The following is a 26,906-nucleotide window of genomic DNA, read 5'->3' on the forward strand; positions in this document are numbered from 1 at the left end:
ATCTCTGTATGTAATCCTAAGATGTCTTCTGTTTCATATTAATATCCATCGTAAAATAGACAATTTGCTCCGTTACTTCTTCAAGATCTATCGTCTGAGTATCTACTGATGAATTCTGCAAAAACTCAGCAACTGATGATACATCTTTTATCTTTCCCTGTAAATCAAAGGAAAATCGGATTAACTCGGTACTTTCATTTTTATCAATGCTGATTGATAATCTATTTTCGCTATAAGTATCTAGCTGTTCTTCAAGAATCTGAAAAAAGCTCTTTGTCCAATCATACATCATTTGGTCCAACACGCTCGTACCTTGTACCAGATCAATCACTTCGAATTCACTCTGAAACACACTATATGTCCAATTAGCCGTCAGTAATAGTTCGCTAAATTTAGGCATGGCTATACTAGATATTCTTGCCTCATGTTGTGCCACTATAATGATGTCTTCAATAATTGCCTTCACACGGTCGGGTTTGCTTAGTTCCAAGTTGCCTTTTATTAATTGAATTTTATTCAGCCAGTCATGTCGTGAATGGCGTAAAATTTCAACGGTTGTCCATTCTTTTTCCATAAATGATTACTCCTACTATTTCGTCTTAGGCTCTGTCATGTATTTCTAAATGGATAATAGCTTCACTTCTTACGTAATTTGATGAATCGCTAGCTTCAGCCGCCATCGGTTCGAAGTTTTCTTTTCATTATATCAAATATTCGTGAAGTGCGGATAGTAGGAGATTGATTATTATCCTTACATGAACCATCTTCCAAAAAACTCTTTTTGCATATTAAGGTTGCTCAAAAAGTCAGCCTGCTTTTTTGAACACATACATATAAGTTCTTTGGACGATGGCAGAGCATGTTCAACCATTTTTCAATTATAAAAAAGGGTCAGACCCCTTCTTCACGATATACAGCAAACCATTCATGCAAATGTCGCGATATATTGTGTTTATAGAAGGAATCAGACCCTTTAAAGCAAAGCCTTCTTATTCAAAGATGCAAGGTTTATGCTTCTTGTGCAGCTGGATACACACTTACTTTTTTACGGTCACGTCCGAAACGTTCGAATTTAACAACTCCGTCCACTTTCGCGAATAGAGTATCATCTCCGCCACGTCCAACGTTTTCACCCGGGTAGATTTTCGTTCCGCGTTGGCGATATAAAATAGAACCACCAGATACGAATTGACCATCCGCACGTTTAGCGCCTAAACGCTTTGATTGTGAGTCACGACCGTTTCTTGTAGAACCTACTCCCTTTTTGGAAGCAAAGAACTGTAAGTCTAATCTTAACATATGTTCCACCTCCTATTACTTGAGGATAATTTTCATGTATTTTCCGTAATCACGTTCGATCGTCTGAAGCGATATAAGCATACTGTTTAAGAGCAATTGCACCTTCTCCTGTGAGTCATCCGAAATGGAATCCGGAATGATACAGCGAAGATATCCACCGTCTTGCCCTTGCTCAATCTCAGGCTTTACATCCGTTAAAGACATAATCGCATTAACCGCCCCGAAGGAAACCGCTGATGCACCTGCACAGACGATATCAGAACCTTTATTAGCAAAATCAGCATGTCCACTCATTGTAAACGATTTGATTACATTTTGTGGAGCATCAAATGTTACTGTGATCATAATAATCAGCCTTACGCGTTGATTGCTTCGATAACAACTTTAGTGTAAGGTTGACGATGACCTTGTTTTTTGTGGTAGTTCTTCTTCGATTTGTATTTGAAAACCGTGATTTTCTTTTGTTTCCCTTGTTTTTCGACTTTACCTGTTACAGTAGCGCCGTCAACTAGTGGAGCACCAACTTTCACGTTTTCGCCACCTACGAATAAAACTTTGTCAAATGTAACAGTTTCGCCTGCTTCTACATTTAATTTTTCAATGTAAACTGCTTCGCCAGCTGCTACTTTAATTTGTTTACCGCCAGTTTCAATAATTGCGTACATACCTGCACCTCCTTAAATGTCTCAGACTCGCCAATCATAGGCGTTTTGCAAAAAGCAAAAGCTTGTGAACCTACTATGAGCGGTTGTAGCACGGGTGCTACAAACATAACAGTAAAATATTATCATATATTCATGAATTATGTCAATAGATTTTCACGCACTTTCATCAGTTCGTTCTTTGTTCCAAATCGTTTGATTTCATATCGATGATCATTCCCTTTCAAAATTGTGACAAGAATTTCTTTACGAAGCATCTCTTCAAGAACCGGCTTGTAAGAATTATTTTCTCCAAATAAGATAGCTGCGACTGCCTCGTCCGCCTCAATCAAAACGGCTTCCTCTTCAAGCTTACGATGTTCCATCAGTTCACGCTCGAGCCTGAAGGCAACCGTTTCTGCGCTATCCACCTTGCCCGTGCCGTGACACGTAGGGCACGCTGTCGTTAATTTTTCGCTAAGTGAAGCGGATGTCCGTTTTCTCGTCAATTGGAAAATCCCAAGCTCTGTAAAACCAATCAATTGAACACGCATTTCATCCTGTTTCGTTTCTGTTTTCAGCGTATCAAAAATCGCGTGGCGATGCTGAACTTGTTCCATATTGATGAAATCAATCAAGATAATGCCACCGATATTTCGGAGTCTTAGTTGATGAGCAATCTCTTTTGCCGCTTGCATATTCGTTTCAAATAGCGTCTGTTCCTTTTGAGCCTTGCCGGTAAATTTCCCCGTATTCACATCAACAACTGTGAAGGCTTCCGTTTCTTCAAAAATAAGGTAGCTGCCGTTTTTTAACCAAACAATCTTCTTCAATGCCTGCTCTGCATCACTTTCGATGCCTAGGTGAGAGAAAATATTTACTGGTCCTGCTTCATAAAAAATCGCCCAGTCACTTTCATGAGCTTCCTGCCATTTTTTCAATTCCTGAAAATAAGTGAAATCATCAACATGAAGCTCCCCATCTGGAACTTCGGACATTTCTGTCAAAATACTTTCAAGGAAAGAATCTCGTTGCCACAAAAGACTAGGCGCTTTTAATGAGGCAGCCATTTTGAGCAGTTGAGCAAATTTCCCTCTCTGGGCATGTAGCTGTTTAAGAAATATAGCCTCACTTTTCTCTTCCATAGCTGTTCGGATAATGAGCCCTTCATCTTCCTTTTTATGCGTATGAGCGATATTTCGCCATTGATTCTGACTTTGATGGCTTTTGAATTTTTTCGATACCCCGATATAATCAATTCCGTGTATATAAACAACATGATTGCTCGAAAGCTCAATCAATCCTGTCAATTTCGCTCCTTTTGTACCCGTTTCATCACGGGTCACCTGAACAAGCAGTTTTTCCCCTTCACGTATGTACTGATTGACCGAGCTTTTCCGTGCGCCTGATCGTTTCGCTTCTTGATAAGATGGGAGCTCATCACGATATAGAAATCCACTCTTTTTTTCCCCATAATCAACAAACGCCGCCTCCATGCCTGGCAGAACCTTCGTCACTTTACCAAGGTAAATGTTACCGACGCTACTGGCATGATTTGGCGGCACAACTTCTAATTTACTGATACGCCCATTTTCTAAACATGCGTATCTTTTTTCTCGTGTAGATAGATTGGCAATTAGCTTCTTCATTTTAAAATCCCTTCAAACAATATGTGAAGCAAGAATATCACATTTAATACGCATATAACAATTCACCAATTTTCCCATTGGTCATTTTATTTGTGAAATAGGCGTGAAGAAGCTCATTTTCATCTAACGAACCGCTTTCCTGACCATTTTTCATAACAATTACTGGGTGTTTACAACCACGCTGGAATTTTTCCAGTACTTTGTAAATCATCTCATTCTCATCGACTTGAATCGGTTCAAGTCTTGTTAGATCTTCGCTTCTGCCATAATGGCGATCAAGCAGAAAACGAATGAATGCATAATAGCGCTGACGCCATTCCATTGCAAGCGAAATCCCGATGAAGCAGGCAATAATCCATACGTTTAAATTAAAAGAAATCAGTAGGACCGATAGACCGAAACCTGCTGCTGCCAGAAAAGATGAGATAAGGAGAGTGAACGAGTGCGCATCCAGATAGGATTTGTGTTTTGATAAACCAAGAAACAATAGTTTGCCGCCATCCAAAGGCCAAACAGGAAGCAAGTTGAACAGCATCACAGCTGCATTGCTGTAAAAGAATTGCTGATACATTTCATATGGCATAATAGAAAACGAGTAGAACAAATAAGCAAGTCCAACAAGCCACACATGCTGAATAGGTCCTGCTAAAATCACAATCAAATCTTCCTTAAGTGATTTGTTTCCATACTCGTCCGTTTCCAATGCGCCACCAAATGGAAGCAGCTGAATCGATTTAATCCGCCATTTAAAGAAGTGGGCGGCAACAGCATGACCCATTTCATGAACAAAAATAATGACAAAAAACATGAGTATTTGCGTGAAATGTGAAGTCAGTACAGATATCCCAATCACGAGCCATAACGTAGGATGAATTTTGATTTTCCACAGTAGTTTTAATAATTCATTCAAAGGAAATCACCTGTGTCGGATCAATAAACTGACCACTTTTTTTAATCGCCAAATAAAATGTCCCTTTTGAACCGTTTTCGCTTGCTGATACCTTGCCTAGTTCAGTACCCTTTGTAACAGGATCATAAAGATTTACGTCAATTGACTCAAGCTTTCCATACCATGTTTCACTTTTGTCGGCATGCTGAATTACAACCGTTTTTCCGAGACCATCCTTTACTCCAGCAAACTTGACCATACCTTTATCAAGTGCCTCTACCTTTTTAGGTTGGGATGTCTCGATCAACACACCTTCACCATTCACCTCGAAGCTTTCCGTAATCTTGCCACTCACTGGAAGAGCAGATTGTTGATCCGGATTTTCTGCAACTGTTCCCAATTCGGTTTTCTTTTTATCAGGATAAAACGCAATCGGCTTTCCGAATGTATCTTCATACCACGATGCTACTGTCGCAAACTGGAACTCTTGATTCATCGTATCTTTCACTACAACTCGCACTTTATCAAGCTGTGTGGACGGATGTTTAAAGGCAATGGCCACTAGTAAAAACAAACAAGCCGCTGCAAGAATTTTAAATAGAAACCACTCTTTTTTAAATAGGGGATAATCATTTCCAGGCGATGAGCTTTCATACGACAAATCGGGACGATACCCATCCGATTCATCCTGAATCAAATTCGCCCATGCCCCTTGTTGGTTTTGTTCAGCCTGCCTTCTCCGCTTCGCAATCCGATCCTGAATTCTCTTTCTTCGATCATCCATACTTTGGTCCTCCCCATCTAATTACTTTGTACAAGTGTATGATGTACTTGTCCGAACTATGACTGATACAAGGAGGGGGCAAAGGCGAGATCAGGCTTAGCGCGTGGTATCAACTTTTCTTTTCAAACATTACGAGCCAGAAATCAAATTTGCGCACCGGAACTTGTACTTTGCGAGCGGGATTTGCAATTTGCGAGCCGGAGCCAAATTTTACGCATACTTTCTGATTTCGACGCATTAATCTTAAATTTGACGCATAAACTCTCTCTTGTCCCATACCAAAAGGGTCAGATCTCACACCTACTATATATCGTTTAAAGTCGTGTAAATGACACAATAAACGGTGTATAGAGTGTGAGGTCTGACCCTTTCTTTAAACAACTTCTTTTGGTTAAGAACCTGCAAGTATTTTTTTTATTCTTGCCATTAAGCCTTTTCGTTCGTCTTCTATTGATGAAAGCGGAACCGATTCACCTAAAATTCTTCTCGCAATATTGCGATAGGCAATGGATGCGCGATTATTAGGATCCAGGGCAATTGGCTCACCTAGGTTAGATGCTTTAATCACCTGTTCATCATCGAGAACGATACCGATTAAATCAATAGAGAGATGTGTCGTGACTTCATCAATATCCATCATTTCCCCATTCTTCAACATATGGCTACGTATTCGATTAATGATGAGTTTTGGCGGTTCAATATTTTCTTCTTTTTCAAGCAATCCAATAATCCGATCCGCATCACGAACTGCAGATTTTTCTGGTGTGGTTACGACAATTGCTTTATCTGCACCAGCTATCGCATTTTTAAATCCTTGCTCAATTCCAGCCGGACAGTCAATAATGATATAATCGTAATCTTGTTTTAATTCGTGAACCAGTTTATGCATTTGTTCAGGAACAATTGATGTTTTGTCCGTCGTTTGAGCAGCTGGAAGAAGATAAAGCCTGTCTTCAAAGCGCTTATCTTTCACTAAAGCTTGATGTATTTTACAGCGTCCTTCTACAACATCAACTAAATCATAAATAATCCGATTTTCTAATCCCATGACGACATCTAAATTTCTAAGACCAATATCTGTATCAATCAAACATACTTTTTTGCCAAGAAGAGCTAACGATGTACCTAAATTAGCGGATGTTGTGGTCTTTCCCACCCCACCCTTTCCAGATGTAATAACTATTGCCTCTCCCACGATTAGAGTCCCCCTTCTAATCTATTAAAATTCGGTCTATGGTTCTTAAAAGCTTGAGTCTTCTCTACAACGATTTGGCCATTTTCATCGATGAAAGCACACTCCATCGCATGGCCATCCTCTATATATTTGTCAGGTCCTTTCATGATCTCATCAGCGATTCTGATATGTGATGGTTTCATGACGGAAGCACTAATAAAGCTTTCGCGGTTGCCGTTATACCCTGCTTGCGCAATTCCTCTAAGTGCACCCATCACGAAAATATTTCCACTAGCTATAATTGTCCCACCAGGGTTCACATCACCAATCAACAGTAAATCGCCAACAACTTCTAAAATTTGACCTGATCTAATAACTTTAGCAATGGTCGTCATTTGATGTTCATCCTTCCATTGCTTTGCTTCTTCCTTCGTCACCACATTGGAGATGATTTCATCAACGACCAGTTTTTTTTTCTGACTAATCAATTCTCGGATACCGTTTTTCTGATTTTCAAGCAGATAACGATTTCCTGTATGTACTTTAACGGCAATGCCCGAATCATTTTCTTGGAATTGATAATTTGCAGAGAGCTTTGATTCAAGTTCTTTCAAAAGCTCAGAAAAAGAACATGAATCATCAAGATGAAGCGTGAGTCCATCCTTCGTGCCTTTTATCATAACATTTTGCTGAATTCTTTTATTCATGACGCATGTTTCACCTCAATGAAAGTATAATTCGACATGACTAGAGATATTTCCTTTTTCTACGCGCATGAAAGTAGAAAAACCGTCACCGCTTCTTGGCTATTCACTTAAAGCCAAGGAAAGTCACGCATGGCTGGTGTAAGGTTAGACAAGGTCAATTCGACATGAATGTCGAACAAGCTCTATAAAAAGTGGATTGCCCCACCTGAATGATTAGCTTGGACCTTTAAGGTAGCTGCTTTTCGCTTGTTGCGGACAGATCATTAAGTGATCCACTTAAATCATTTTGGAGAGCTTCCTAAGCATCAAGAAACCGCTTTTTACCTGTATAGTAAGAAACTAAGTTCTTTCTACTCTCCGTCTGATTCAAGTTCCTGTTTCTCAATCATACGCTTTAGCGGATAAGAAAAAACAACGAGGAAAGCAAGGTTTAACAAGAGAGTTGGCACAAGCCTAATTGTCAGAAACGTATTAAACTCTATATGAGCAAACCCAATCAGGATATTAATTTGATAGACAATCATTTCTAAAAGCGTAATAAATAAGAGCGAAGTCAGAATGGTCACTATCAAGTTGGACTGAAGGATTCTCATGATTTTTGCAATAAGGTAAGCAAAAAATGGAAGCATGAACATGTAAATGCCCAAAATTTCTGTATACACGACATCATACATTATACCCAGTACGAAACCGTATACCATGCCGTTTCTTCGCGTTCCATATATTGTAATGAACGCTACTAAAATCATAATGAATCGCGGGACAATAATTTTGTCACCGCCAAATATATTGCCAGCAAGTAAGTTTGCGAATGAACCTTCTATGATAAAAAAGAGAAATGCAGTGAGGGGAAGTATTAACCGCTTCATTCTTGACCCTCACCCCTCGCTTCTTCTTCACCTACAACTTCACGTTTGACGACCATGACATTTTTTATGTCATAAAAATCTGATGCTGGTTTGAGATACGCCGTCTGATTCAAGCCATTTTGATCAATTTTAACTTCGACAACTTTCCCAACAATTAAACGTGATGGAAAAATGCCGCCAAGTCCTGATGTCTCTACAATCGAACCAATCTTTATTTCTTTATCAAATGGAATTCGCTTCATTAACAAATAGCCTTGCTTATCATCATACCCTTCAATAATTCCGTTGGCTGCATCTTGTTGTACAATAGAGGCTGAAATTTTATTGTTCGGGTCTGCGGAACTGACCAGCTGTACAGTTGCAGTGGTAGGAGTCGTACTCTTTACCTTTCCAATTAACCCATCAGCTGTAATGACTGCCATATTTGTTTCTATCCCATTCATCTCGCCTTTATTAATCGTAATTAGCTCATTCCAACGATCTGGATTCCGGCCAATTACAGTCGCTTGAATCGGCGAATACTTACTCAAGTCATCTTTTTTATCAAGAATTTTCCGTAACTCTACATTTTCCTCTTTCAATGCTTGGACTTCTGTTTTTATCTGCACATATTCACCTAGACGAGCTTTAAGCTTGGCATTTTCATCATATGTGTTTTGCAAGTCGCTCAGATTTTCAAAAAGCCCGGTAACAGCTGTAACTGGTTTATCAAAGGCATTCGCAAACCAACCTGTTGTATCTTTTAAAAATTGTTCCGGCCATGACAATGTTTCGCGTTCTCTCATTGAAAACCCGATTAACGCCACAAGAACAATAATTCCTGCTAATAACAAGATTAATTTTTTGTTAAAAAACTGTGGCATGATTTATCTACACCTCTATCTGGAATAGCGACAGGCACCCGCATATCAACTACAAGCATGAGCGGCGCGGCCTAGGAAACACTACTTTTGCTTATCAATCCAATGGCACCTGGCGCTGAACACTAAAATTCATTTATAACGTACGATTACATAAAGTGAAACTTCCATCAGCAAGGATTCTTTTCATCCCCCACTGCTCGTTAGTCCCATTCTAGTGTCGCTAAATCGCAAGCCTCCCTTAGACACAGCGACATTAGGAACTAAAGTTCAACGTACACAGACTAAGTGCGCGGCGTCCTTTAGTCTTTCGTCTGTGTGGCCTACATCCTTTGGGCCTCAAACATTACCTCTGCTTAACTTTCGGTAAGTTATACTGTATCTCACCAATCAGGAATTTACTTCAAATATCGGACGACTGCTCAGCCTCGATATTTTTTCAAACAAACAGGGATTGTCCACTTGGGCTTTACTACAAGTGGCCCAATGTGTTCAATCCCCATTATAGGCAGTTTTTAGCCAAGATGAAAGAAGTTTATACCGTAAATTGAATGCACTCCGTATTTATCCCGCATTAACGGGCAATAAGCCCCCCACATCAAGGCTTAGAGGAATCAAAAAAGCGTAGGTGGGGGATAAACTACCCGTAAAAGCCCGATTGGTGAGATACAGCGAAACTTACCTTTGTGGTTTTCAAAAGGTATAAGTTGATCCCATCGGGTTCGTAGTGTGCTTCGATCTTAGCGACAGTAGAACGGGACTAATAATCAGTGAGGGATAAAGCCCCCCACTAATTGAAGTTTCACTTTACTTCACCCGAAGTGAGTTCCTATTATTACAAGAAGTTTTTAATGAGGCTTGCTTCAAGCTTTTATCGTAAATCTTTTGTCTTATTTTTAAAATTATCGATATGATCCAATGCTTTACCTGTTCCAATCGCTACACAATCAAGTGGATTTTCAGCAATAAGAACTGGCATTTTCGTTTCTTCACTAATTACTTTGTCGAGATTGCGCAGTAAAGCCCCGCCTCCAGTTAGGACAATTCCGCGATCCATAATATCTGCCGCAAGCTCAGGAGGTGTTTTCTCTAACGTATTCTTCACAGAATCGACAATTGCGTCGACTGTATCGCGAAGTGCAACTGAAATTTCCTTAGCAGATATTTCAATCGTTTTCGGCAAGCCCGTCAATAGATCACGGCCGCGAATATCCATATTTTCAATGCCTTCTGTATCCCCTGCTGAACCGATTTCCATCTTAATGCTTTCTGAGGTACGTTCCCCAATCATTAAGTTATAATTTTTACGGATATAGCTGACAATCGCATCATCCATTTCATCGCCAGCAATTCGAATCGACTTACTTGTTACAATTCCGCCAAGTGAAATGATTGCAACCTCTGTCGTACCGCCACCGATATCAACAATCATGCTTCCTGTCGGTTCCCAAACAGGAAGATTCGCACCGATTGCTGCCGCAAAAGGTTCTTCAATTGGATACGCATCACGTGCACCTGCTTGTCTAGTCGCGTCAATAACGGCACGTTGCTCAACCGCCGTAATTCCAGATGGTACACAAATCATCACATATGGCTTACTCCCGAAAACACCTTTTTTCTGTGCTTCCTTCATATAATATTTCATCATAGTAGCTGTTGTTTCATAATCGGCAATTACGCCATCTTTCATAGGCCTTAATGCCACTACATTACCTGGCGTACGCCCAATCATATTTTTCGCATCATTTCCGACTGCGACAATTTGTTTCGTATCTGTTTGCAACGCAACGACAGACGGCTCACGGACGACAATCCCTTTTCCTTTAACATAAACAAGCGTGTTTGCCGTTCCTAAATCGATTCCCAAATCTTTTGTGCCAATTCCAAACATATTGGTTTCTCCCTTTCATACACAAAATACTTTTTATAGTAAGATTTTAAATGGTCAATATTCAATAATGCAAAGTTTTATAATGTTCCCCTTAAAAAATCATAAACATTATTATACCGCATCATCAAGAATTTTGATAGTGTCACAAATACCCTTTTTCCTTCAAACTCACAAATTTATGTTCACCAATAATAATATGATCCAAAAGTTCTATACCAATTATTTTACCACATTCGACTAATCTCTTCGTGACTTCGATATCTTCTCTACTTGGTGAGGGGTCTCCGGAGGGATGATTATGTAGACAAATAATCGAGGCGGCAGACCTTCTGAAAGCTTCTTTGTACACCTCGCGTGGGTGCACGATCGAGGCATTTAAGCTTCCGATAAAAATCGTTTGTTTGTGGAGAACTTGGTTTTTGGTGTTTAAATAGAGGGTAATGAAATGTTCTTGTGAGAGAAAGCGCATTTCTTCCATGCAGTAGTTCGCGCCATCTTCGGGGGAGCGGATTACGTAGCGGTCTTGATAGTTCAACTGGGTGATTCTTTTGCCCAGTTCAACTGAGGCTAGAATTTGAATCGCCTTTGCTTCACCAATGCCTTTAATGGCGGTAATTTCATCGATGGACGCATCTTTTAACATGCGTAGCCCCTCAAACGTACCGATTAAACGATTGGCTAGCTGAAGAACAGATTCGTCTTTCGTTCCAGTTCTGAGTAATATTGCGAGCAATTCTTGATTGGAGAGACTTTGAGGGCCGTTTTGGATAAATCTTTCGCGCGGCCTCTCATCTTTCGGAACATCGCGAATTAACATTTTTTCTGACAAAATAACCATCCTTTCTTCATTTCATTTAGATGGATTCCTATCAGAGAGCTTAAACGGATTACTCGTTTTCCGCTTGAAACGCCAGAAGTTCACGAGACAATCTTGAAACCGGGAGACCCACTACAGAAAAATAATCACCATGAATTTTTTTGACAAAAAGCGAACCATAGCCTTGGATTCCATAGCTTCCTGCTTTGTCAAACGGTTCTCCACTATCAAGATACCCTTCAATCTCTGTATCTGACAGATCCCAAAACGTCACTTCTGTTTCTTCGAAAAATACTTGGCTCTTCTTTCCTCGAACAAGCGCGACACCTGTATAAACAAAGTGCGTGTTTCCAGCTAACAGTTGCAGCATTCTTCTTGCGTCTGCACGGTCAACCGGCTTGCCTAATATCTTACCGTCTAAAGCAACAACCGTATCAGAGCCAATCACACAAGAGTTAGGATGATTCACAGCAACTGCATTTGCTTTTCTATGGGCCAGCTCTTTTACGGCAACAGATGGCTCCGTATTCGGTTCGATGCTTTCGTCAACATTCGCGTCTACAGATTGAAAAGGAATTTGAAGCACTTGCAGCAATTCCTTACGGCGAGGTGACGAAGAAGCTAAAATCAATGGATGCATACTAAATCACAATCCTTACTATAAAAAATATCATTTCAGGCCGGGAGACCCACTTAATCGTACCAAATAATCACTCAACTAACAATCCACTTTCATGGAAAAATTTATACTTTATTACAGTAACGTGCAAACCGGGGGCAGACCCCGTTTCACGCAGTAAAGCATGAAAGTAGGTCTAGTCCTTCATTATTTCCCGAGAAATAGTCGTATTATGTCAGATTTGATAGGAATTCAAGAACTGTAGTAGTTTTTGTTGGGCTTTTAGCAACTGAGAGGTTTCTTTAGTACTTTGATATTGCTTGATTAAATCGGCGGCAACGCTCAAGTCAGAATAAGCGGCTTTTAGCCCTGCTGGTGCATCGTCTTTTACATTGGCTTTAAGTTCTTCAAGTTCTGTCTGGAATGGTTTCAGATCGGTCGTTGCTGTCGGATTTAATAGCTGTTCTGACGATGCCTTTGTTAGGTTCTGATAGACTGTAATCATTTTATTCATAATTGCTTCGTTACCGCTTGCCACACTTCCAGGCTTAAGGGTAAGCTCTTTCCAAAACACTTCTACATCATAGCTTTTTAAAAACATAGCAAGTTGCTTACTTTCATCAAGACTTGTAGCTGAACCTAAAAACAAATAATAACTTTCACCTTGTTTCAAGATCTTGGTAGGCACACCTTTAGCCGTAACTTGTTCCTGAATTTGTTTGGCAGCCTCTTCATTACTGAACATTCCACCTTGAACAAGGTAAACCGTTAATGGTTGGATAGTGGATGCAGCCGCTGTTTTCTTGTCACCTTTCACACGCTCACTAGGTATCACAGGTTCAACAGGGACTGCTGCTACCTCTTTATCAGCCGTAATCGTTTTTAACACGATTACACCTAGGCTTGAACCTATAATCACCGCAAATAAAATAGCAAAAAACGGAAATTTAAGAGAGGTTCCCGATTTATTTTCTGGATTTTTCCGTTTACCGCCAAATGCAAGGATTGTTGGATTTTTCTTTTTCATAGAAGCGGGTGGTTGGTAGAATACATCCTCATCCTTAGGAAATACCCATTCAAAGCTTTCATCCTCTGGTTCGATTGCTGCAGAAGTTTGATTTTTAGCTACTTTAACGCTATCGCGACCATTATCTTCAACCAAGGGCTTTTCCTCGCCATTAATTTTTATGGTGATTCCTTTTTTATTTTCTGGGTTGTCCATTTTATTCGCCCCCTACGCACATTTTTTTCCATCCTATCATAGGAACAAAAAAAAATAACAAGACTTTTGTCGTCTTGTTATCAATAGCTTTCGTCAATTTTCGCCATCGGTAGGAACAGGAATTTCAATCGTCGTATTCGCTTCAAGTTGTTTCAGATGATTCCAATCCTTAATTATCTTTTCACCGTTTCGGCTATTATAATACAAAACTGCAAGCTGAAAAAAAGTATCTCCTGGTTGCACTTTATATGTGTACACTTTGTATGTGATTTGATTCCGTTTAACTATTTTCCCGTCAGTACCGTTATTTTTCTCAGCTGGTTCACTCGACTTTTTCTCCACTAGATTAGGAAGTTTCGCCTCAAATAATGGATTTATTTTATTGGCTGGTTTCGGTTCCTGATATTTTGGAAGCTGATTTTTAAGTTCTTCTAGTTTAGGATAATAATAAGTAGCAACTGTCAAACTGAATGTAAGACTATCTGCCGTGTTCATTAAACGACTACTTTCTTTGAGTCCGGTATATTGAAGGCTCTCTACTTTTGTAAGGCGCTCCAATTTCTCGAGCCCTTTCACAAATGATTCCAGTTCAAGATATGTTGGTGATTCAACCGTAATGACCGCTGTTAATTTCTTTACCCCTTCAGGGAGCGAATTTGTATTTAACGCTTCTTCTGTTGTATCTAGTTTTCCAGCTATGTTTTCCTCTACTGAATCTCCTGCTTGTTGATAATCTGTAAATGCTAGATTCGTAATAAGACTACCAGATGCCACTTCCACTTCTTCAAGCAATAAAACAAATTGATCAACAAGTTCACTTACTGGAAGCTTCCGTTGTAGAGCCGTCGTATTAACGGAGATACTTTTCTGCTCTTTATGATCTAATTTTTCTAGTTCATCTTGTTCTTTCGTAATCGAACGTTTAAGACTAGCAACTTTGTCTTGTAATGGCTTATATTCAAAAAAATACACTCCACCCACACCTATGATAAAAAAAAGTAACAAAAGTGTGAGAATCAAGGACACTACTTTTCGGGAAAGCATTATGGTCCCACCTCCCCTTTTACAGATGCTTGAATGACTGCCTTGTCCACCATTAATTCATATTGTGCGTTATAACGAGGAAGGATAGGCTCCGCTGTAACACCGTCCTTAAGCTTCTCTGTTGAAAGTGTCAGTAGCTTAGCTGCCGAAATAATCGATGAACTTGAAATACTTTTTAGGTAATAAGCTGCTTCCCGGGAAGAATCGAATTGAACAGTCAGCTGCACAGTCCCTTCTTCTTTATAGGAAAAATCTACGATAAACCCTCGTTCAGGTAATAATGAAGATACAGTTCTCATGATGAAAAATGTTGAACTTTGATGTTCTTCAACCCATTGAACAGCCGTTGTCAATTCACGAACAGATTTGGACTCAACACTCTGAGTTCGCTCTTTTTCCTTCGCGACTTTTAATTCTTTAGTCAACGTTAACTCTTGCTCTAGTTGTACCAATCGGACCTTCTGAGCTTGATAGTTAGTCATGAAGAAGAATCCAGTGACCGATAAAACGAGCCCCACCAACAAGATCAATAGGATAACGGTACGTCGTTTTTTTTCTTTTTTAGGTAATAAGTTAATATCTACAAACATGTTGACACCTACTTTAACGCTAGTCCAATACATTCAGCATATACAGGAGGGATGTTCCTTCCTTTTTTCGTTTGAAATAGCGGTTCAAGCAACGGCTGAACCGATACTTCAATCGCAGTATGTATGTCCGTATAAAAAGTTTCCATACAAGGATGGTCTCCTGACAAAACGAGCTTTGATATACTATGATTTCCTTTTGTGAGATTGAAATGGTAATAGGATAGAAAACGTTCGATTTCCATAGTAATATCCTGAGATTGACTTTTTAATTCGTTCTGTGCACCCATCCAAGAATAAAAATCAGAGCCACTGCGGCTTTTAGAAAGTTCGAAGTGCTCTTGATGAAATTCCAACGGATAGTGACGTGAAAAAACGGGTTTATGTTCGTTAAAAACAGATAATAATAGCGCATCTAAGCCGATTTGCACCAATAAAACATGCTCATCCTGCTTGGCAAGACCTAGATGATAATACATTCTATATAGCGATAGCACTGATAGATCTGCTATATCAGGTTTAAGAGATGCACCCTTTAACAATTCTGTAAATTCATTCAGCACCGTCTCTCTCGAAGCAAATAACAGCACTTCTCGATTTCCAGTTGCCTCTCCTAAAGGTATTGCTTCCAAAATAGGGTCTTCAAAAGGCAGATGGATACTTTGACCCAATTCCATATATAAATACCCTTTCAATTCATGATCGGGAATTTCATTCGTAACCTGAATTTTCCTAACAACGACTGTCGAATCAGGTACACAGAAAGAAACTTTTTTCCCTTTCAGCTTCCATTGTCCGACCATTTCTTCCATAATCAGTTCAAGCGTTTCACGATCTTTAATTTGACCTTCGACCACCACACCATCTGGAAGGCTCTTTTGCCCATAGGCTAGTAGTTTTCGCTTTTTTCCAGATTCCACAAATCGAATATAGCGATCTTTAATGGATAGATGAACTCGATGTTGCCTGTTAAGTAAACTCACTCTCTTCATCACCCGCTTTAATAAAACATAGTAAAGTAATAGTTTAAAATTTCAGCTCCATAAAAATAGGAAAGCAATGCACCTATTGCAATAAATGGACCAAAAGGAATCGGCTGGCGTTTCTTGTAATTCCCGCGTATCATACCAGCTACCCCATATAATGCACCAAAGAAGCTTGCCAAGGCAAACGTAAGGAGGGTCAGCTTGAGTCCGAGTGCCAAACCCAACACGAAAAATAGTTTAATATCTCCCCCGCCCATGCCGCCTTTACTAATGACAGCAATGAAAAAGAGCAGACCAAAGCCAACAACCGCCCCGACAAACATATCCCACCACGGATCTAATGGAACGATGAAACGTTCAACTAAGAGAAGGGGCGCAAAAAATACCAGCACTTTATTCGGAATAATCATATACACAATGTCAGAAACAAAGATAATCACTAACAACGAGATAAAGGTGAGAGCTATTACTAGTTCACCTGTCCATCCAAATTCATAGAATGCAAGCATAAACAATAAACCCGTTGATAGCTCCATAAAGGGATAAAGCGGTGATATTTTTGAATGACAGTTCCGGCATTTTCCTTTTAAGAACAAGTAGGAGAACACAGGGATTAAATCAGTTGTCGTTAAGGTTCGTTTGCAAGATGGGCAATGTGATCTTGGTCTTACAATTGATTGTTTTTCTGGAATCCGAAGACCGACGACATTGTAAAATGATCCGAGAACTAGACCTAATATACATAAGTAGCTGTAAATGAATACTGTCATGGATTTCTCCCTTTTTATTGGAGTTTTGGTTTCCCTGTTTTCAATAAGCCTTCCCTCATACTGGATGTGGAGTTTTAACGTCATGTTGTTTCTTTTATTATACAGGAAGGTGGATTTAATTGAATATGATTATTTGATGAAGATTTCATAGATTGATCAAGCAGGATGATTATTATTGGATAAAAAAACACTCCTTTTGGGAAGGAGTGGGAAATAATAAATTTTATTTTTATGGTGTAACAGCTGTTGGCGATGTAGAAGAAGTATTTCCAATACTATCTCTATTTAATTCGGATGCTTTTTTATTATTGATAGTTCTTTTTGAACCTACTAACGTAACTGTATACGTATACTTACCATTATTATTTGTAATTTCAACAAAACTTTTATCTTTTGAATAAGGTGCCGATGAATCAGGATCAGTAAACTCATCGAGGTAACCAGCCAGCTGTAATTTTTCTAATGATATGTTCTTAGTTTCCCCAAGTGGAGTTTTTGCATCTTCCTCATTCGCCGCCACGGCCAATTTAGCGGCCGATATCATTTGCTGCGCATTCGCTAAATGCGCATCCTTCTTACTATTATCAATAATCTTCCCAATACTCGGCACCGCAATCGCCGCAATGATCCCTAAGATTACGATGACAGCCAACAGTTCCACTAGCGTTAACCCTTTTTGGTTATTAATCAATCCTTTTACTCGTTTAATCATGTACATTCACTCCTCATTTCATTTTTTATGTAGTCTGACACGGTGTAATAAAACAGCTTGAAACTTCATACAAAACCTGAAGGGCGTTAACACGCCACCAGTTACTATAGTGGATAGATCATGAAGCACGCTACACTCGCCTAATCACAATAGTGGCGGTGCGGAGCCGGATTTTCGGATGCTTTCTCGATCATATAAGTAAACTCGCTAAGTAGATTAGCTATATGAATAAGTCGCGAAGCCCCGTTCCCATGTCCTTCATACAAAAAACCGCCACGTTTATATTTAGTTCAAAAATAATTTTGAATTAAATATAAATTGGCGGGTTGCACTACTCACTCCTGATCATTTAAGTGCCCAAATAAAAATGATCAATCACAGTTTCCAATCTATTCATATATTACTAGTGTATAAGACGAAGGGACTAGTTGACAACTACTATTTCTACTATATTGAACATATTTATTGAATCTTGTTAAATATAGTGAACATCGGGATGGCAATGGCTGCTACGATACCTCCGACGACGACAGCTAGAAAGATAATGAGAAAGGGTTCAATGAGTGCTTTCATTTGATTCGTAGCGTTATCTACTTCCATTTCGTAAAAATCAGCCACATGCTCTAGCATGACATCCAATGTACCCGATTTTTCTCCAACCGTAATCATCTGCGTGACCATAGGTGGAAATGCCCAGTGTTTTTCCATCGGCATCGCCATGGACTCCCCTTTTTCAATTGAATTTCTTGATTGTTTAATAACTTTGGTCAACACTTGATTTCCTAAAATCTTTTCAACCATTGTTAAAGATTGTAAAATGGGCACAGTACTTTTGAAAAGCGAGCTTAGCGTTCTCGTCATTCTGGCAATTTCCGCCTTTTGAATCAGTTGCCCGAAGATTGGCATTCGTAACAGCCAATAATCCAGATAGTATTTCGTCTCGCTATTGGATCTTAGATAGCGAATAAGAGCATATAAGCCAACCGCTAATAAGAGAAATACCCACCAAAACCTTTCAAAAAAACCGCCAAGATTGAGGACCAGCTTAGTAAAAAAAGGGAGTTCACTACCAAATGAAGCAAACATATTTGCAAAAGTAGGGACGATGGTCGTTAGCATAAAAATAATAATCACTACGCTTACCCCCCCAACAGTCGCCGGATACATTAGCGCCGTTTGCACCTTTTGCCTTGTTTGGTACTGCTTCTCAAAATAAACTGCCATTCGTTCCAGAACCTCTTCTAGATTCCCTCCAGCTTCACCCGCTCGCATCATATTGGTGAAGAGAGGCGGGAACACATTTCGTTGTTTTTCTGCCCCTTCCGAATAAGGGTTTCCTTCTTCTAAACTTTGGACGATATTTTCTAGCGTTTTTCTTAACACTTTACTTGATGTTTGTTCCGCCAAAATCTTTGTCGCTTCCACAACACTGATGCCCGCTTTAATCAACGTTGAAAACTGGTGTAGATACATAATAAAATCGCGATTTTTCACTTTATTTCTACCAAAGGAGATTTCTTTATATAAAATTCCCTTTAGTTCATCAATACTCGTCACCGCTATTCCTGTTTCTCTTAATCTGGCTACTGCTTCTTTTCGTGTGTCCGCCGTCATTTTCCCTTGTTTCTTTCTTCCTGTCCGATCTCTACCCTTATAGTGAAAGACTGGCATTACATGATTCCTTCTTCTAAATAAGGGAGGACTGCGAAACTATCAATTTTGCCTTCTTCAACTAATTGTTTAATCGACATTTCAATCGTTTGCATGCCAGCCGATTTACTCGTCTGCATGACACTATCAATTTGATGGATTTTTTCATTACGAATTAAATTTTTCACAGCTGAATTATTCACCAGAATCTCGACAGCCGCCACCCTCCCCTTCCGACCTTTTGACGGAAATAATCGCTGAGAGATAATCGCAGATAAAACAGATGCAAGCTGAACACGGACTTGTGGTTGCTGATTGGGCGGGAACACATCAATGATTCGGTCAATTGTTGCGGGTGCATCCGTTGTATGTAAGGTGCCAAGCACTAAGTGGCCTGTTTCCGCTGCCGTAACGGCCGTGGAAATCGTTTCTAAATCTCGCATTTCTCCTACTAAAATAATATCAGGATCCTGTCGCAGGCAAGCGCGTAGTCCGTTTGAGAAATTTTGCGTATCAAAACCGACTTCCCGTTGATCAATAATACTCAAATGATGTTTATGTAGATACTCGATTGGATCTTCAAGTGTAATAATATGTTTCTTCATCGTTTTATTGATGTAATCAATCATCGCAGCAAGCGTCGTTGACTTCCCGCTTCCGGTCGGTCCGGTCACTAAAACGAGCCCTTGCGTTTTTTCGGAGATTGCTTTTAATACAGATGGCAGATTCAATTGTTCTAATGTTGGCACTTCGGTTGGAACGACCCGAATCGCAAGGCTGATACAAGAACGTTGATGATAAGCATTGACCCGGAATCGTGAAACCCCTGGAATTCCGTACGAAAGATCCAGCTCACCTGTTTCCTTAAACTTCTGCCACATCGATTCAGGAATCATCACTTTCGCCATCAATTCAGTATCCGCTGGCTTAAGGATGTCTTTCCCATACTGTTTCAAGTCTCCATGAAGTCTCATAATCGGCGGTACACCTACAGTTAAATGAATATCAGACGTCCCTAAATCAAAAGCGGCTTTTAAAATATAATCCAATTTCTCTTTCATCATTTAGCCCCCTAATCCTGTAGCGCTACTCGTAGGACTTCCTCCACAGTCGTCAATCCTTGTTTAGCTTTCAGTAATCCGTCGTCAATGAGGAAAATCATCCCGTTCCGAACCGTATATTGTTTGATTTCACTAAGCGGCTTGTTGTTCATCATCATCGATTGAATCTCATCATCGATATTCAATACTTCGTGAATGGCAATCCTGCCATGATAACCGCTGTTTTGACAGCTGGGACATCCTTTACCACGATGTAATGCTTGCACAGGTATGCCGCGTTTTTGAAACAAGTTTCTTTCCATTTCAGACGGTGTATATGCTACTTTACAATCCGGACAAACTTTGCGAATCAATCTCTGAGCAATGACGCCAATTAAGGAGGAAACGACCAAATACGGTTCGACATCCATATCTAATAGTCTCGGAATCGTTGAAAGCGCACTATTTGTATGCAAAGTACTCAACACAAGATGCCCCGTCAAAGATGCCCGGACGGCTATTTCTGCTGTCTCTCGATCACGAATTTCGCCAATCATGACAATGTTTGGATCTTGTCTTAAAATGGAGCGCAAACCACTAGCAAATGTTAGACCTATCGATGGATTGACCTGCACTTGATTAATGCCCTTCATTTGATATTCCACAGGATCTTCCACGGTAATAATATTAACCTGTTCTGTATTCAATTGATTCAAAGCCGCGTATAAAGTAGATGTTTTCCCAGAACCCGTTGGACCCGTAATTAGAATCATCCCAGACGGCCGTTCAATCATCGCTCCAAACGCTTGTCCATTCACTTTATTAAAACCTAACTGTGAAAGCTGAATCATCACATTGGATAAATCTAAAATACGAATAACAATTTTTTCACCAAATACAGTTGGCAGTAAGGAAATTCGCAAATCAACAGGCGTAGCATTCACATCCAGTTTTATTCTTCCATCCTGTGGCAGCCTCGTTTCCGTAATGTTCAAATTAGCCAAAATTTTAATTCTAGCAATTAACAGACTATAAATATTTTTCGAAAGGATACGTTCTGTACGTAAAATCCCATCGACGCGATAGCGAATAAGGATGGTTGATTCCTGTGGATCAATATGGATATCACTTGCCTTCATCTGTAGGCCTGCTTCAAGAAGTTGATTGACAAGCTTAACAGCTGGTGCATCTTCACCAGCTAGATTTTCCGTCGCGATCCTGTTCATGTCTAACTCTTCAAATGTCTCTCTTCGACTATAATATTTATAGAGCGACGCAATGATTTCTTCCTTTTTCGCTATGACAGGTGCAATCACCAAACCAGTCGATAGTCCCATATCATCTAATGCGATATAATCCATCGGGTCATGCATCGCAACAGTGAGTTGATTTCCTTCTCGTTGGATCGGAATAAGCAAATTTCGAAAGGCGAAATCTTTAGAAATGAGGCTGAGTACGCTCGTATCAATTGGACATTGATACAAGTTAGTATGAGGAATACCTAGTTGAAACTCAAGTACCTCAATTAACTGTTGTTCATTGATCAACCGTCGTTCTAACAACGCATCGCCCATCTTTTGCCCTGCTTTTTTGTTCTTTAATGTATCCTGGAGATTCTCTTTCGTGATCATACCTGCTTCAACAAGTAAATCACCTAACCGCTTTCTTTCACTTTTCATTCTATCACCCCTATCTGGCATCCTTTAATCATCGTCTGCTATCATTCAAAATAACATGAAATCTGCTTAAATTATAGAGCGAATTACCCAATTTTAGTAGTACTATATGAATAACGATATAGAAATATTTTTCCATTTGATTTAGAAGAAAAAGAAGAACTTGCCCCTTCTGTTTGCATGAATTAAGGGAAAACAGATGAGGTACCTAACATTGTTGTATACGAATTTAGTTATAATTTGAGAAAGGGAGATGAAGTTGAAGCAGTCTGCCCTTTTTGTCATGGAACGATGCGACAAGCGAGAAAGGATCCCAAGTGAGGAAATCTACACTTGAGACGGGAGAAAGATGGCTTTAGCGATTTTGTTCTTGGATCTTGATATTAATGGTTTTTTCTCGTTCCAGATCTGCTTGAGCATACACGTTATTCAATGAAGGAATAACGGTATACGTGACCGTAAGAGTATTATCTGCTCTTGTTATACTAATATAATCTATTTTAAATCGATATGTATTATCAGATGATATAATTTCTTGATCTACTAATTTAGTCCTAAATTTCTCTTCATATTTAGCAGCAATTTCAGCATTTGTAGGAATAAAGTCAGTAGTAAGGAAATCATTGAGCCATTGTATGACTGCTTTTTTTGCTTCTTCATTTGCTGAGTTTATCTCCTTCTCAACATACATTACGCCCATTCGTGATGATTGATCTAACTGTATATTTTTCTCTGATTTTTGATTCTGCAAAGCACCGTTTAAAACATTACCAATTAAAGTTACCGAAAAAATAAGAATTAATGTAATCGTTAATAATACAAGCACTAATGTATAGCCTGCTTCATTTTTTTGTTTCATCTTTTATTCTCCTAATTGTTGAGGTTTACATCAACATATCCATATGCAATGGTTAGTTCTTTATGGTCTTCGGAATCTATTCTTATAGAGATAGGAAGTAAGCCCAGTGAGCTTTCTTGTCGACTTTGTGATAAAGGTGTCACGGTTGAAAGATAGTTTTTGTGATTTAATGGAATGGACGGGCGAATATACTTATCTACCGGGATAGTTTGGCAATCGTTTGTTTTGCAATATGTTTCCAAGCTATTTGTTACCTCATAAAGTTCTTGTTCAGCTAGATTAATTGCTGTTAATTTATCTTCTGTTTTTGTAGAAAATGTGATTGCATTGTAGAAGAAGGATAAAAATATCGTTAACACAATACCTAGAATTGTGATGGAAGTTAGAACTTCGATAAGAGTGAAGGCTTGATTATTTTTTAGATTATTCACGACTTGCTACCACCTAATGTCTTTTTATTCATTATATAACAAACTATAATAGGGAATGGATCAATTTTATTAAAAAGTGGTGAATTTCATGAAACAGGTAAACAAGGAATCTGGCATCACTTTAATAGAAGTGCTAGCCGCTGTAGCAATTACAGGGATTATCGGGATTGTTGTGTATGCTGTGTTTTTTCAAACACTACACGTTAAGGAGAAGACACAGTCGCATAACGAATTGAGGCAAGAAGCAAATATTGTCATGACCCAGTTGCGATCGATGCATGAGAATGGAGATAGCATTTGGTATAGCTCTGGCATGTTATACACAGATAAAGAAAAGAAAAATCCATTAGCAACAGAAACAAATTATCTTTTTGCAGAGGTACTAATCAATGGGACTAAAGTCGTTTCAGAGCAAAGCATACAGCTGTTGTCTACATCAACTTTCAAAGTAGCTTTTACTATGATAGATCACTATCAAAACGAATACAACTTGGAAACGGTATTACCGGGGACAATGAATCAGCCCATTGCAGGTGAGATCATGAAGCCTTCTACTCCTAGTACAGTGGAAGATTTTTATACGTATCTAGTAAAGAATGATGTTTTTGTGTATGGTTCACAGTTTGAATTTCAAGGTAATCAAGTAAACGGACCTAATGCCGCAATTATTGTTAGAGGAAATTTGCTTGGCAGTCAATTAAACGGTGGTTCATTTAGTAATGTTTCTAATATTAATATAAATGGGTCCGTAAATATAGATGGAGGTAGTGCAGGTTTGGGTTCACGTACATCTCCAGGAACGATATATGTGAATGGAGATGTAACCTTGTGGGGTGGAACACGTCATATATATGGAGATGTATATGTTAATGGAAATCTTAAGCTCAAAGATGCTATCATTCATGGAAATGTTTACGTTCAAGGGAATGTTGAATTGGATTGGACACCTACGATAGAAGGAAATGCAAGAATTTATTATAAAGGTACTTTAAAATATCCTAATAATTATCATCAATCTATTCTGGACAAAGTGATTCTTAAAGCTGATGTTCCAAAGTTAACTAAGAGTTATACGGATATTCCACCATTAAAAGATTCTCAGTGGTACAAGGATCACGGATATACCCAAACGATAAAACCTGATAATATGAAATTATATGGGAATAGCATAAATGTTCAAAGCTATTATGATAGTGGTTTAGGAAAATATGTAAATACTTTTACTAACGCAATCATTGTTAGTCAGGGAGATATTAATATAACTAGCGGGGGCTTAAAAATGACAGGAGTGTTATTTGCCCCAAATGGCAAGGTAACTTTTAGTGGTGAATCATTTGAAGGTGTAGTAATGGCTAGAGATGGTTTTTATGTGACGAGTGGGGGAACTACTGTTACATTCAAGGGTATTGAACAGTATATAAGGGATCCTAAAGATTTTCCACTTCAGACACTAAGTAAGGTTGATTAACAAATACAAATGATTGAACAAAAGAAGGTTGGGTTTATCATTCACTAAAAATGAAGGAATATATGATTAGTAAAATAACTAGAATGGGGCTGTCCCATAACAAAAGGGTCAGACCCATTTCTCAAATTTATTCTAGAGAGTTATCTTTTTCTCCACTAATCTCCGGTCGTAGTATTATTTCATCTTTTTCAACCGCTTGTTGCTCGTTCACTTCTCCGTCTAATCGAGCACCTTCCTCTATTTCAGTTTCAGACTCCACAGGCATTTCTCTCAAAACCACTTCATTCACAGGCAAGTAAAAGTCATTCGACATTTGAACGGATTCCAATTTTTTCTTCAATGGATCTTGCGTTTCCCGGTAAACAGATACGGAATATCCTGGTTTTCCTTTTACTTTAATATCTTTTCCGTTCGGCAATAAAGCTGTGTATTGGACGATTTTCCGGTATGGAATGGTCTTTGAATCTTTTACTACGACGTTATATTGTCGTCCTGTCGGATATCCACTAATTTCAACGATGAGCACATCTGGTTGAGTAACCTTGAATGCAATCGTCATTTCGAAGTCATTGGGATTGGCTAATTTCAAGTCCATTCCGTTGCGATTTACTTTTGCTTCAAAGCCCAGCTTAACTCCTTCAGGTAGCTCTTTGCTTGTATTTCTTTCAAGAATTTGGAGATTTGTTGATAGGCCTGCTTCATACACTAGGGAGGCTGCTTGTGTTAAGAATTCATCCGACCAATTGCCAGCATTCACACTCAAATCGTTCATAAAAGAAAACTCGCCGAAAGCTGGAATCTTAATTGGAGGCGTGCTTTCAACCCATGATGATAATGATTTGACATCTATGTTTTCCTTTTTAGCATGAGCAATCACACTTACAGACACCGAATCGTCAAAGAAATCCGTTAGACTTATCACTTGCTCATTCATATCGAGTAAACCAGCTTGTTTCTGAATTTCTGCTCGTAATTCAGAAACTTTAACCGTTTCAATAAGCTTTTCATCGGCTATTTCCTTTAACAGTTGTCTTACATTACTTTCCGTTATCGTTGCAACTAATGGATTGTCGATCCCATTTTTTGCATCTCGAACAGATTCTTCTAGAGAGAATTGAATAGCATGAACAGGAAGTGTCATTTTCCGATCCGCAAATGTTAATGAAAGGCCGCTTTTTGTTTGCCGTTCATTGATAGAATGAAGAAGATTTTCGGTTGCTTGTTTTTTCGATTCACCACTAACCAATACAGTGCCAATAGAAGTATTTGCAGCAAATGGCTGATCGGTCTGCGAGATTTTTCCGTACGCAAAAGCGCCTAATTGTGAACAAGACATGATAAAAGCCGTTGAAAGAATCACAATGGTTAAAATCCGTAGATAGGAAGGAGAACGTTTCTCCATTTACTGTTCCCCCTCTTGCTTTTTTTTCAAGTATATCTCTTCCAAATCATCAAATGCATGACTCAGACGTTCGTTTAGTGCCACGTCCACTTCTTTATTATCATCTTGCTTAGGCTCGACGGTAGCTGCAACTTGAGATTCAAGATTTTCAAAGATCTTCTTCCTCGCTTCTAAGACCTGCTCCTCATCACTTATACGGACTGCCCCTAATTTAGACGAAGTCTCATGTAAGTCGAATATTTTCCGATTGGTAAAGTCAATAAACTCCGATGAATCCACTTCAAAATCGAACGTATGATGAACCGAGTCTGCTGTTCTGTCAAGTAAAGATGCGGCTTCTAAGCTTACATCCTCTTGAATGACCATTGGATCAGTCTCAAACAATTGGCCAGATTCTAAAGAAACACGCTCTACCGAAGAACGATAATACTCATCGACTGTTTCACTCATCTTCGCTCGTTTTTGTAACTCAGCAAAAGAAAACAAAGGATTCATTTCGGTTAAAACAGCTGCTTTCGTTTCATTTTCATTCGATTGTAGCCAATTCATTATGAAATACGTCACGAGAATGGCTAATAGAAACTGCAGGCCAAATAGTTCCCAAATGGAAAAACGATCATTCGCAATGATCTGTACTGATGCGATACAAACACTAGCTATAAAAATAGCTGTTCTTTTGGATCGCGATATTCGTAGAGGAAGCGTGTATAGAAGGAATGCTAGCAGAATGACTGCAATCATAGTTGTATATAGGACCATCAAAATGCTTCACCTCATATTAAACATATCATAAACCTATGAATATTAAAAAATAAAAAAAAGAGTATGAAAACTAATTTTGGCATGTATGACTCAGGTTT

At 39.1% G+C, this 26,906-nt stretch carries 28 protein-coding genes, 1 riboswitch and 1 other annotated feature; of the genes, 1 reads left to right on the forward strand and 27 read right to left on the reverse strand.

Annotated features, from left to right (window positions below; translation table 11 throughout):
• Positions 1–16 precede the first annotated feature (16 nt).
• From AC625_RS17440 to AC625_RS17560, 25 genes are all read right to left on the reverse strand, one after another.
• Positions 17–574 carry a Spo0B C-terminal domain-containing protein gene (locus AC625_RS17440; RefSeq protein WP_053178133.1) on the reverse strand — a complete coding sequence of 186 codons (558 nt, stop codon included), beginning with the start codon at positions 572–574 and terminating at the stop codon, positions 17–19.
• 434 nt (positions 575–1,008) lie between these two features.
• Entirely contained in the window at positions 1,009–1,299 is a 291-nt protein-coding gene (gene rpmA, locus AC625_RS17445; RefSeq protein ID WP_049682444.1) for a 50S ribosomal protein L27, read from the reverse strand.
• A gap of 15 nt (positions 1,300–1,314) precedes the next feature.
• Positions 1,315–1,644 carry a ribosomal-processing cysteine protease Prp gene (locus tag AC625_RS17450; RefSeq protein ID WP_049682445.1) on the reverse strand — a complete coding sequence of 110 codons (330 nt, stop codon included), beginning with the start codon at positions 1,642–1,644 and terminating at the stop codon, positions 1,315–1,317.
• Between the two features lie 11 nt (positions 1,645–1,655).
• A complete protein-coding gene (gene rplU / locus AC625_RS17455; protein ID WP_028392079.1) occupies positions 1,656–1,964 on the reverse strand; it encodes a 50S ribosomal protein L21 in 309 nt (102 codons plus the stop codon).
• 13 nt (positions 1,965–1,977) lie between these two features.
• Positions 1,978–2,059, reverse strand: a sequence feature (ribosomal protein L21 leader region).
• A gap of 42 nt (positions 2,060–2,101) precedes the next feature.
• Complete coding sequence (locus AC625_RS17460) at positions 2,102–3,589, reverse strand: Rne/Rng family ribonuclease (RefSeq protein ID WP_049682446.1); 1,488 nt, start codon at positions 3,587–3,589, stop codon at positions 2,102–2,104.
• 43 nt (positions 3,590–3,632) lie between these two features.
• Entirely contained in the window at positions 3,633–4,499 is an 867-nt protein-coding gene (locus tag AC625_RS17465) for a M50 family metallopeptidase (protein WP_049682447.1), read from the reverse strand.
• Positions 4,492–5,262 carry a M23 family metallopeptidase gene (locus AC625_RS17470; RefSeq protein WP_049682448.1) on the reverse strand — a complete coding sequence of 257 codons (771 nt, stop codon included), beginning with the start codon at positions 5,260–5,262 and terminating at the stop codon, positions 4,492–4,494. Before AC625_RS17470 ends, AC625_RS17465 begins: the two co-directional genes overlap by 8 nt.
• 391 nt (positions 5,263–5,653) lie before the next feature.
• Positions 5,654–6,457, reverse strand: coding sequence for a septum site-determining protein MinD (gene minD, locus AC625_RS17475; RefSeq protein WP_049682449.1), 804 nt, complete (start codon positions 6,455–6,457; stop codon positions 5,654–5,656).
• Positions 6,458–6,459: 2 nt separating this feature from the next.
• Positions 6,460–7,143 (reverse strand): septum site-determining protein MinC, encoded by a 684-nt coding sequence (gene minC, locus AC625_RS17480; RefSeq protein ID WP_049682450.1) that lies wholly within the window; start codon positions 7,141–7,143, stop codon positions 6,460–6,462.
• A gap of 350 nt (positions 7,144–7,493) precedes the next feature.
• Complete coding sequence (gene mreD / locus AC625_RS17485) at positions 7,494–8,012, reverse strand: rod shape-determining protein MreD (RefSeq protein ID WP_049682451.1); 519 nt, start codon at positions 8,010–8,012, stop codon at positions 7,494–7,496.
• Positions 8,009–8,875, reverse strand: coding sequence for a rod shape-determining protein MreC (gene mreC / locus AC625_RS17490; RefSeq protein WP_049682452.1), 867 nt, complete (start codon positions 8,873–8,875; stop codon positions 8,009–8,011). The genes mreD and mreC overlap by 4 nt, the downstream gene beginning before the upstream one ends.
• 868 nt (positions 8,876–9,743) lie before the next feature.
• On the reverse strand, positions 9,744–10,763 hold the full coding sequence (locus AC625_RS17495; protein WP_028392088.1) for a rod shape-determining protein: 1,020 nt from the start codon (positions 10,761–10,763) through the stop codon (positions 9,744–9,746).
• Between the two features lie 142 nt (positions 10,764–10,905).
• The gene (radC, locus tag AC625_RS17500; RefSeq protein WP_180320152.1) at positions 10,906–11,580 is read right to left on the reverse strand and encodes a RadC family protein; all 675 of its coding nucleotides are present in this window, start codon (positions 11,578–11,580) and stop codon (positions 10,906–10,908) included.
• Positions 11,581–11,650: 70 nt separating this feature from the next.
• Positions 11,651–12,220, reverse strand: coding sequence for a Maf family protein (locus AC625_RS17505; protein ID WP_049682453.1), 570 nt, complete (start codon positions 12,218–12,220; stop codon positions 11,651–11,653).
• A 214-nt stretch (positions 12,221–12,434) separates the two neighbouring features.
• A complete protein-coding gene (locus AC625_RS17510; protein ID WP_049682454.1) occupies positions 12,435–13,421 on the reverse strand; it encodes an SPOR domain-containing protein in 987 nt (328 codons plus the stop codon).
• A gap of 93 nt (positions 13,422–13,514) precedes the next feature.
• Positions 13,515–14,465 (reverse strand): LysM peptidoglycan-binding domain-containing protein, encoded by a 951-nt coding sequence (locus tag AC625_RS17515; protein WP_049682455.1) that lies wholly within the window; start codon positions 14,463–14,465, stop codon positions 13,515–13,517.
• On the reverse strand, positions 14,465–15,055 hold the full coding sequence (locus AC625_RS17520; protein ID WP_049682456.1) for a hypothetical protein: 591 nt from the start codon (positions 15,053–15,055) through the stop codon (positions 14,465–14,467). The genes AC625_RS17515 and AC625_RS17520 overlap by 1 nt, the downstream gene beginning before the upstream one ends.
• An 8-nt stretch (positions 15,056–15,063) precedes the next feature.
• A complete protein-coding gene (gene pilM / locus AC625_RS17525; protein WP_049682457.1) occupies positions 15,064–16,035 on the reverse strand; it encodes a type IV pilus biogenesis protein PilM in 972 nt (323 codons plus the stop codon).
• A gap of 17 nt (positions 16,036–16,052) precedes the next feature.
• The gene (locus tag AC625_RS17530; RefSeq protein ID WP_049682458.1) at positions 16,053–16,808 is read right to left on the reverse strand and encodes a prepilin peptidase; all 756 of its coding nucleotides are present in this window, start codon (positions 16,806–16,808) and stop codon (positions 16,053–16,055) included.
• 229 nt (positions 16,809–17,037) lie between these two features.
• Entirely contained in the window at positions 17,038–17,520 is a 483-nt protein-coding gene (locus AC625_RS17535; protein ID WP_049682459.1) for a type II secretion system protein, read from the reverse strand.
• A gap of 311 nt (positions 17,521–17,831) precedes the next feature.
• A riboswitch (cyclic di-GMP riboswitch) is annotated at positions 17,832–17,915 on the reverse strand.
• A gap of 67 nt (positions 17,916–17,982) precedes the next feature.
• Entirely contained in the window at positions 17,983–19,191 is a 1,209-nt protein-coding gene (locus tag AC625_RS17540; RefSeq protein WP_049682460.1) for a type II secretion system F family protein, read from the reverse strand.
• Positions 19,191–20,231, reverse strand: a complete 1,041-nt coding sequence (locus AC625_RS17545) for a type IV pilus twitching motility protein PilT (RefSeq protein WP_049682461.1) — start codon at positions 20,229–20,231, stop codon at positions 19,191–19,193. Before AC625_RS17545 ends, AC625_RS17540 begins: the two co-directional genes overlap by 1 nt.
• An 11-nt stretch (positions 20,232–20,242) precedes the next feature.
• Complete coding sequence (locus AC625_RS17550) at positions 20,243–21,889, reverse strand: GspE/PulE family protein (protein ID WP_049682462.1); 1,647 nt, start codon at positions 21,887–21,889, stop codon at positions 20,243–20,245.
• A 352-nt stretch (positions 21,890–22,241) separates the two neighbouring features.
• Positions 22,242–22,745, reverse strand: coding sequence for a hypothetical protein (locus AC625_RS17555; protein ID WP_049682463.1), 504 nt, complete (start codon positions 22,743–22,745; stop codon positions 22,242–22,244).
• Positions 22,746–22,756: 11 nt separating this feature from the next.
• On the reverse strand, positions 22,757–23,176 hold the full coding sequence (locus tag AC625_RS17560) for a type IV pilus modification PilV family protein (protein ID WP_049682464.1): 420 nt from the start codon (positions 23,174–23,176) through the stop codon (positions 22,757–22,759).
• A gap of 88 nt (positions 23,177–23,264) precedes the next feature.
• Here AC625_RS17560 and AC625_RS17565 point away from each other — a divergent pair, with 88 nt between their 5' ends.
• Positions 23,265–24,644: a prepilin-type N-terminal cleavage/methylation domain-containing protein gene (locus AC625_RS17565; RefSeq protein ID WP_049682465.1), complete on the forward strand. Its 1,380-nt coding sequence runs from the start codon at positions 23,265–23,267 to the stop codon at positions 24,642–24,644.
• Between the two features lie 127 nt (positions 24,645–24,771).
• On the opposite strand, the gene AC625_RS17570 is transcribed toward AC625_RS17565, so the two are convergent.
• On the reverse strand, positions 24,772–26,046 hold the full coding sequence (locus tag AC625_RS17570; RefSeq protein WP_049682466.1) for a VanW family protein: 1,275 nt from the start codon (positions 26,044–26,046) through the stop codon (positions 24,772–24,774).
• Positions 26,047–26,805, reverse strand: coding sequence for a hypothetical protein (locus AC625_RS17575; RefSeq protein WP_049682467.1), 759 nt, complete (start codon positions 26,803–26,805; stop codon positions 26,047–26,049).
• Between the last annotated feature and the right edge of the window lie 101 nt (positions 26,806–26,906).

Source organism: Peribacillus loiseleuriae, from assembly GCF_001183985.1.
Taxonomy (GTDB): domain Bacteria; phylum Bacillota; class Bacilli; order Bacillales; family DSM-1321; genus Peribacillus; species Peribacillus loiseleuriae.

Coding starts and splice junctions, on each gene's coding strand:
- AC625_RS17440 (WP_053178133.1), bottom strand. CDS start 574: ATGGAAAAAGAATGGACAACCGTTGAAATTTTACGCCATTCACGACAT.
- rpmA (WP_049682444.1), bottom strand. CDS start 1,299: ATGTTAAGATTAGACTTACAGTTCTTTGCTTCCAAAAAGGGAGTAGGT.
- AC625_RS17450 (WP_049682445.1), bottom strand. CDS start 1,644: ATGATCACAGTAACATTTGATGCTCCACAAAATGTAATCAAATCGTTT.
- rplU (WP_028392079.1), bottom strand. CDS start 1,964: ATGTACGCAATTATTGAAACTGGCGGTAAACAAATTAAAGTAGCAGCT.
- AC625_RS17460 (WP_049682446.1), bottom strand. CDS start 3,589: ATGAAGAAGCTAATTGCCAATCTATCTACACGAGAAAAAAGATACGCA.
- AC625_RS17470 (WP_049682448.1), bottom strand. CDS start 5,262: ATGGATGATCGAAGAAAGAGAATTCAGGATCGGATTGCGAAGCGGAGA.
- minC (WP_049682450.1), bottom strand. CDS start 7,143: ATGAATAAAAGAATTCAGCAAAATGTTATGATAAAAGGCACGAAGGAT.
- mreD (WP_049682451.1), bottom strand. CDS start 8,012: ATGAAGCGGTTAATACTTCCCCTCACTGCATTTCTCTTTTTTATCATA.
- mreC (WP_049682452.1), bottom strand. CDS start 8,875: ATGCCACAGTTTTTTAACAAAAAATTAATCTTGTTATTAGCAGGAATT.
- AC625_RS17495 (WP_028392088.1), bottom strand. CDS start 10,763: ATGTTTGGAATTGGCACAAAAGATTTGGGAATCGATTTAGGAACGGCA.
- radC (WP_180320152.1), bottom strand. CDS start 11,580: ATGTTAATTCGCGATGTTCCGAAAGATGAGAGGCCGCGCGAAAGATTT.
- AC625_RS17505 (WP_049682453.1), bottom strand. CDS start 12,220: ATGCATCCATTGATTTTAGCTTCTTCGTCACCTCGCCGTAAGGAATTG.
- AC625_RS17510 (WP_049682454.1), bottom strand. CDS start 13,421: ATGGACAACCCAGAAAATAAAAAAGGAATCACCATAAAAATTAATGGC.
- AC625_RS17515 (WP_049682455.1), bottom strand. CDS start 14,465: ATGCTTTCCCGAAAAGTAGTGTCCTTGATTCTCACACTTTTGTTACTT.
- AC625_RS17520 (WP_049682456.1), bottom strand. CDS start 15,055: ATGTTTGTAGATATTAACTTATTACCTAAAAAAGAAAAAAAACGACGT.
- AC625_RS17530 (WP_049682458.1), bottom strand. CDS start 16,808: ATGACAGTATTCATTTACAGCTACTTATGTATATTAGGTCTAGTTCTC.
- AC625_RS17535 (WP_049682459.1), bottom strand. CDS start 17,520: ATGATTAAACGAGTAAAAGGATTGATTAATAACCAAAAAGGGTTAACG.
- AC625_RS17540 (WP_049682460.1), bottom strand. CDS start 19,191: ATGCCAGTCTTTCACTATAAGGGTAGAGATCGGACAGGAAGAAAGAAA.
- AC625_RS17545 (WP_049682461.1), bottom strand. CDS start 20,231: ATGAAAGAGAAATTGGATTATATTTTAAAAGCCGCTTTTGATTTAGGG.
- AC625_RS17550 (WP_049682462.1), bottom strand. CDS start 21,889: ATGAAAAGTGAAAGAAAGCGGTTAGGTGATTTACTTGTTGAAGCAGGT.
- AC625_RS17555 (WP_049682463.1), bottom strand. CDS start 22,745: ATGAAACAAAAAAATGAAGCAGGCTATACATTAGTGCTTGTATTATTA.
- AC625_RS17565 (WP_049682465.1), top strand. CDS start 23,265: ATGAAACAGGTAAACAAGGAATCTGGCATCACTTTAATAGAAGTGCTA.
- AC625_RS17570 (WP_049682466.1), bottom strand. CDS start 26,046: ATGGAGAAACGTTCTCCTTCCTATCTACGGATTTTAACCATTGTGATT.
- AC625_RS17575 (WP_049682467.1), bottom strand. CDS start 26,805: ATGGTCCTATATACAACTATGATTGCAGTCATTCTGCTAGCATTCCTT.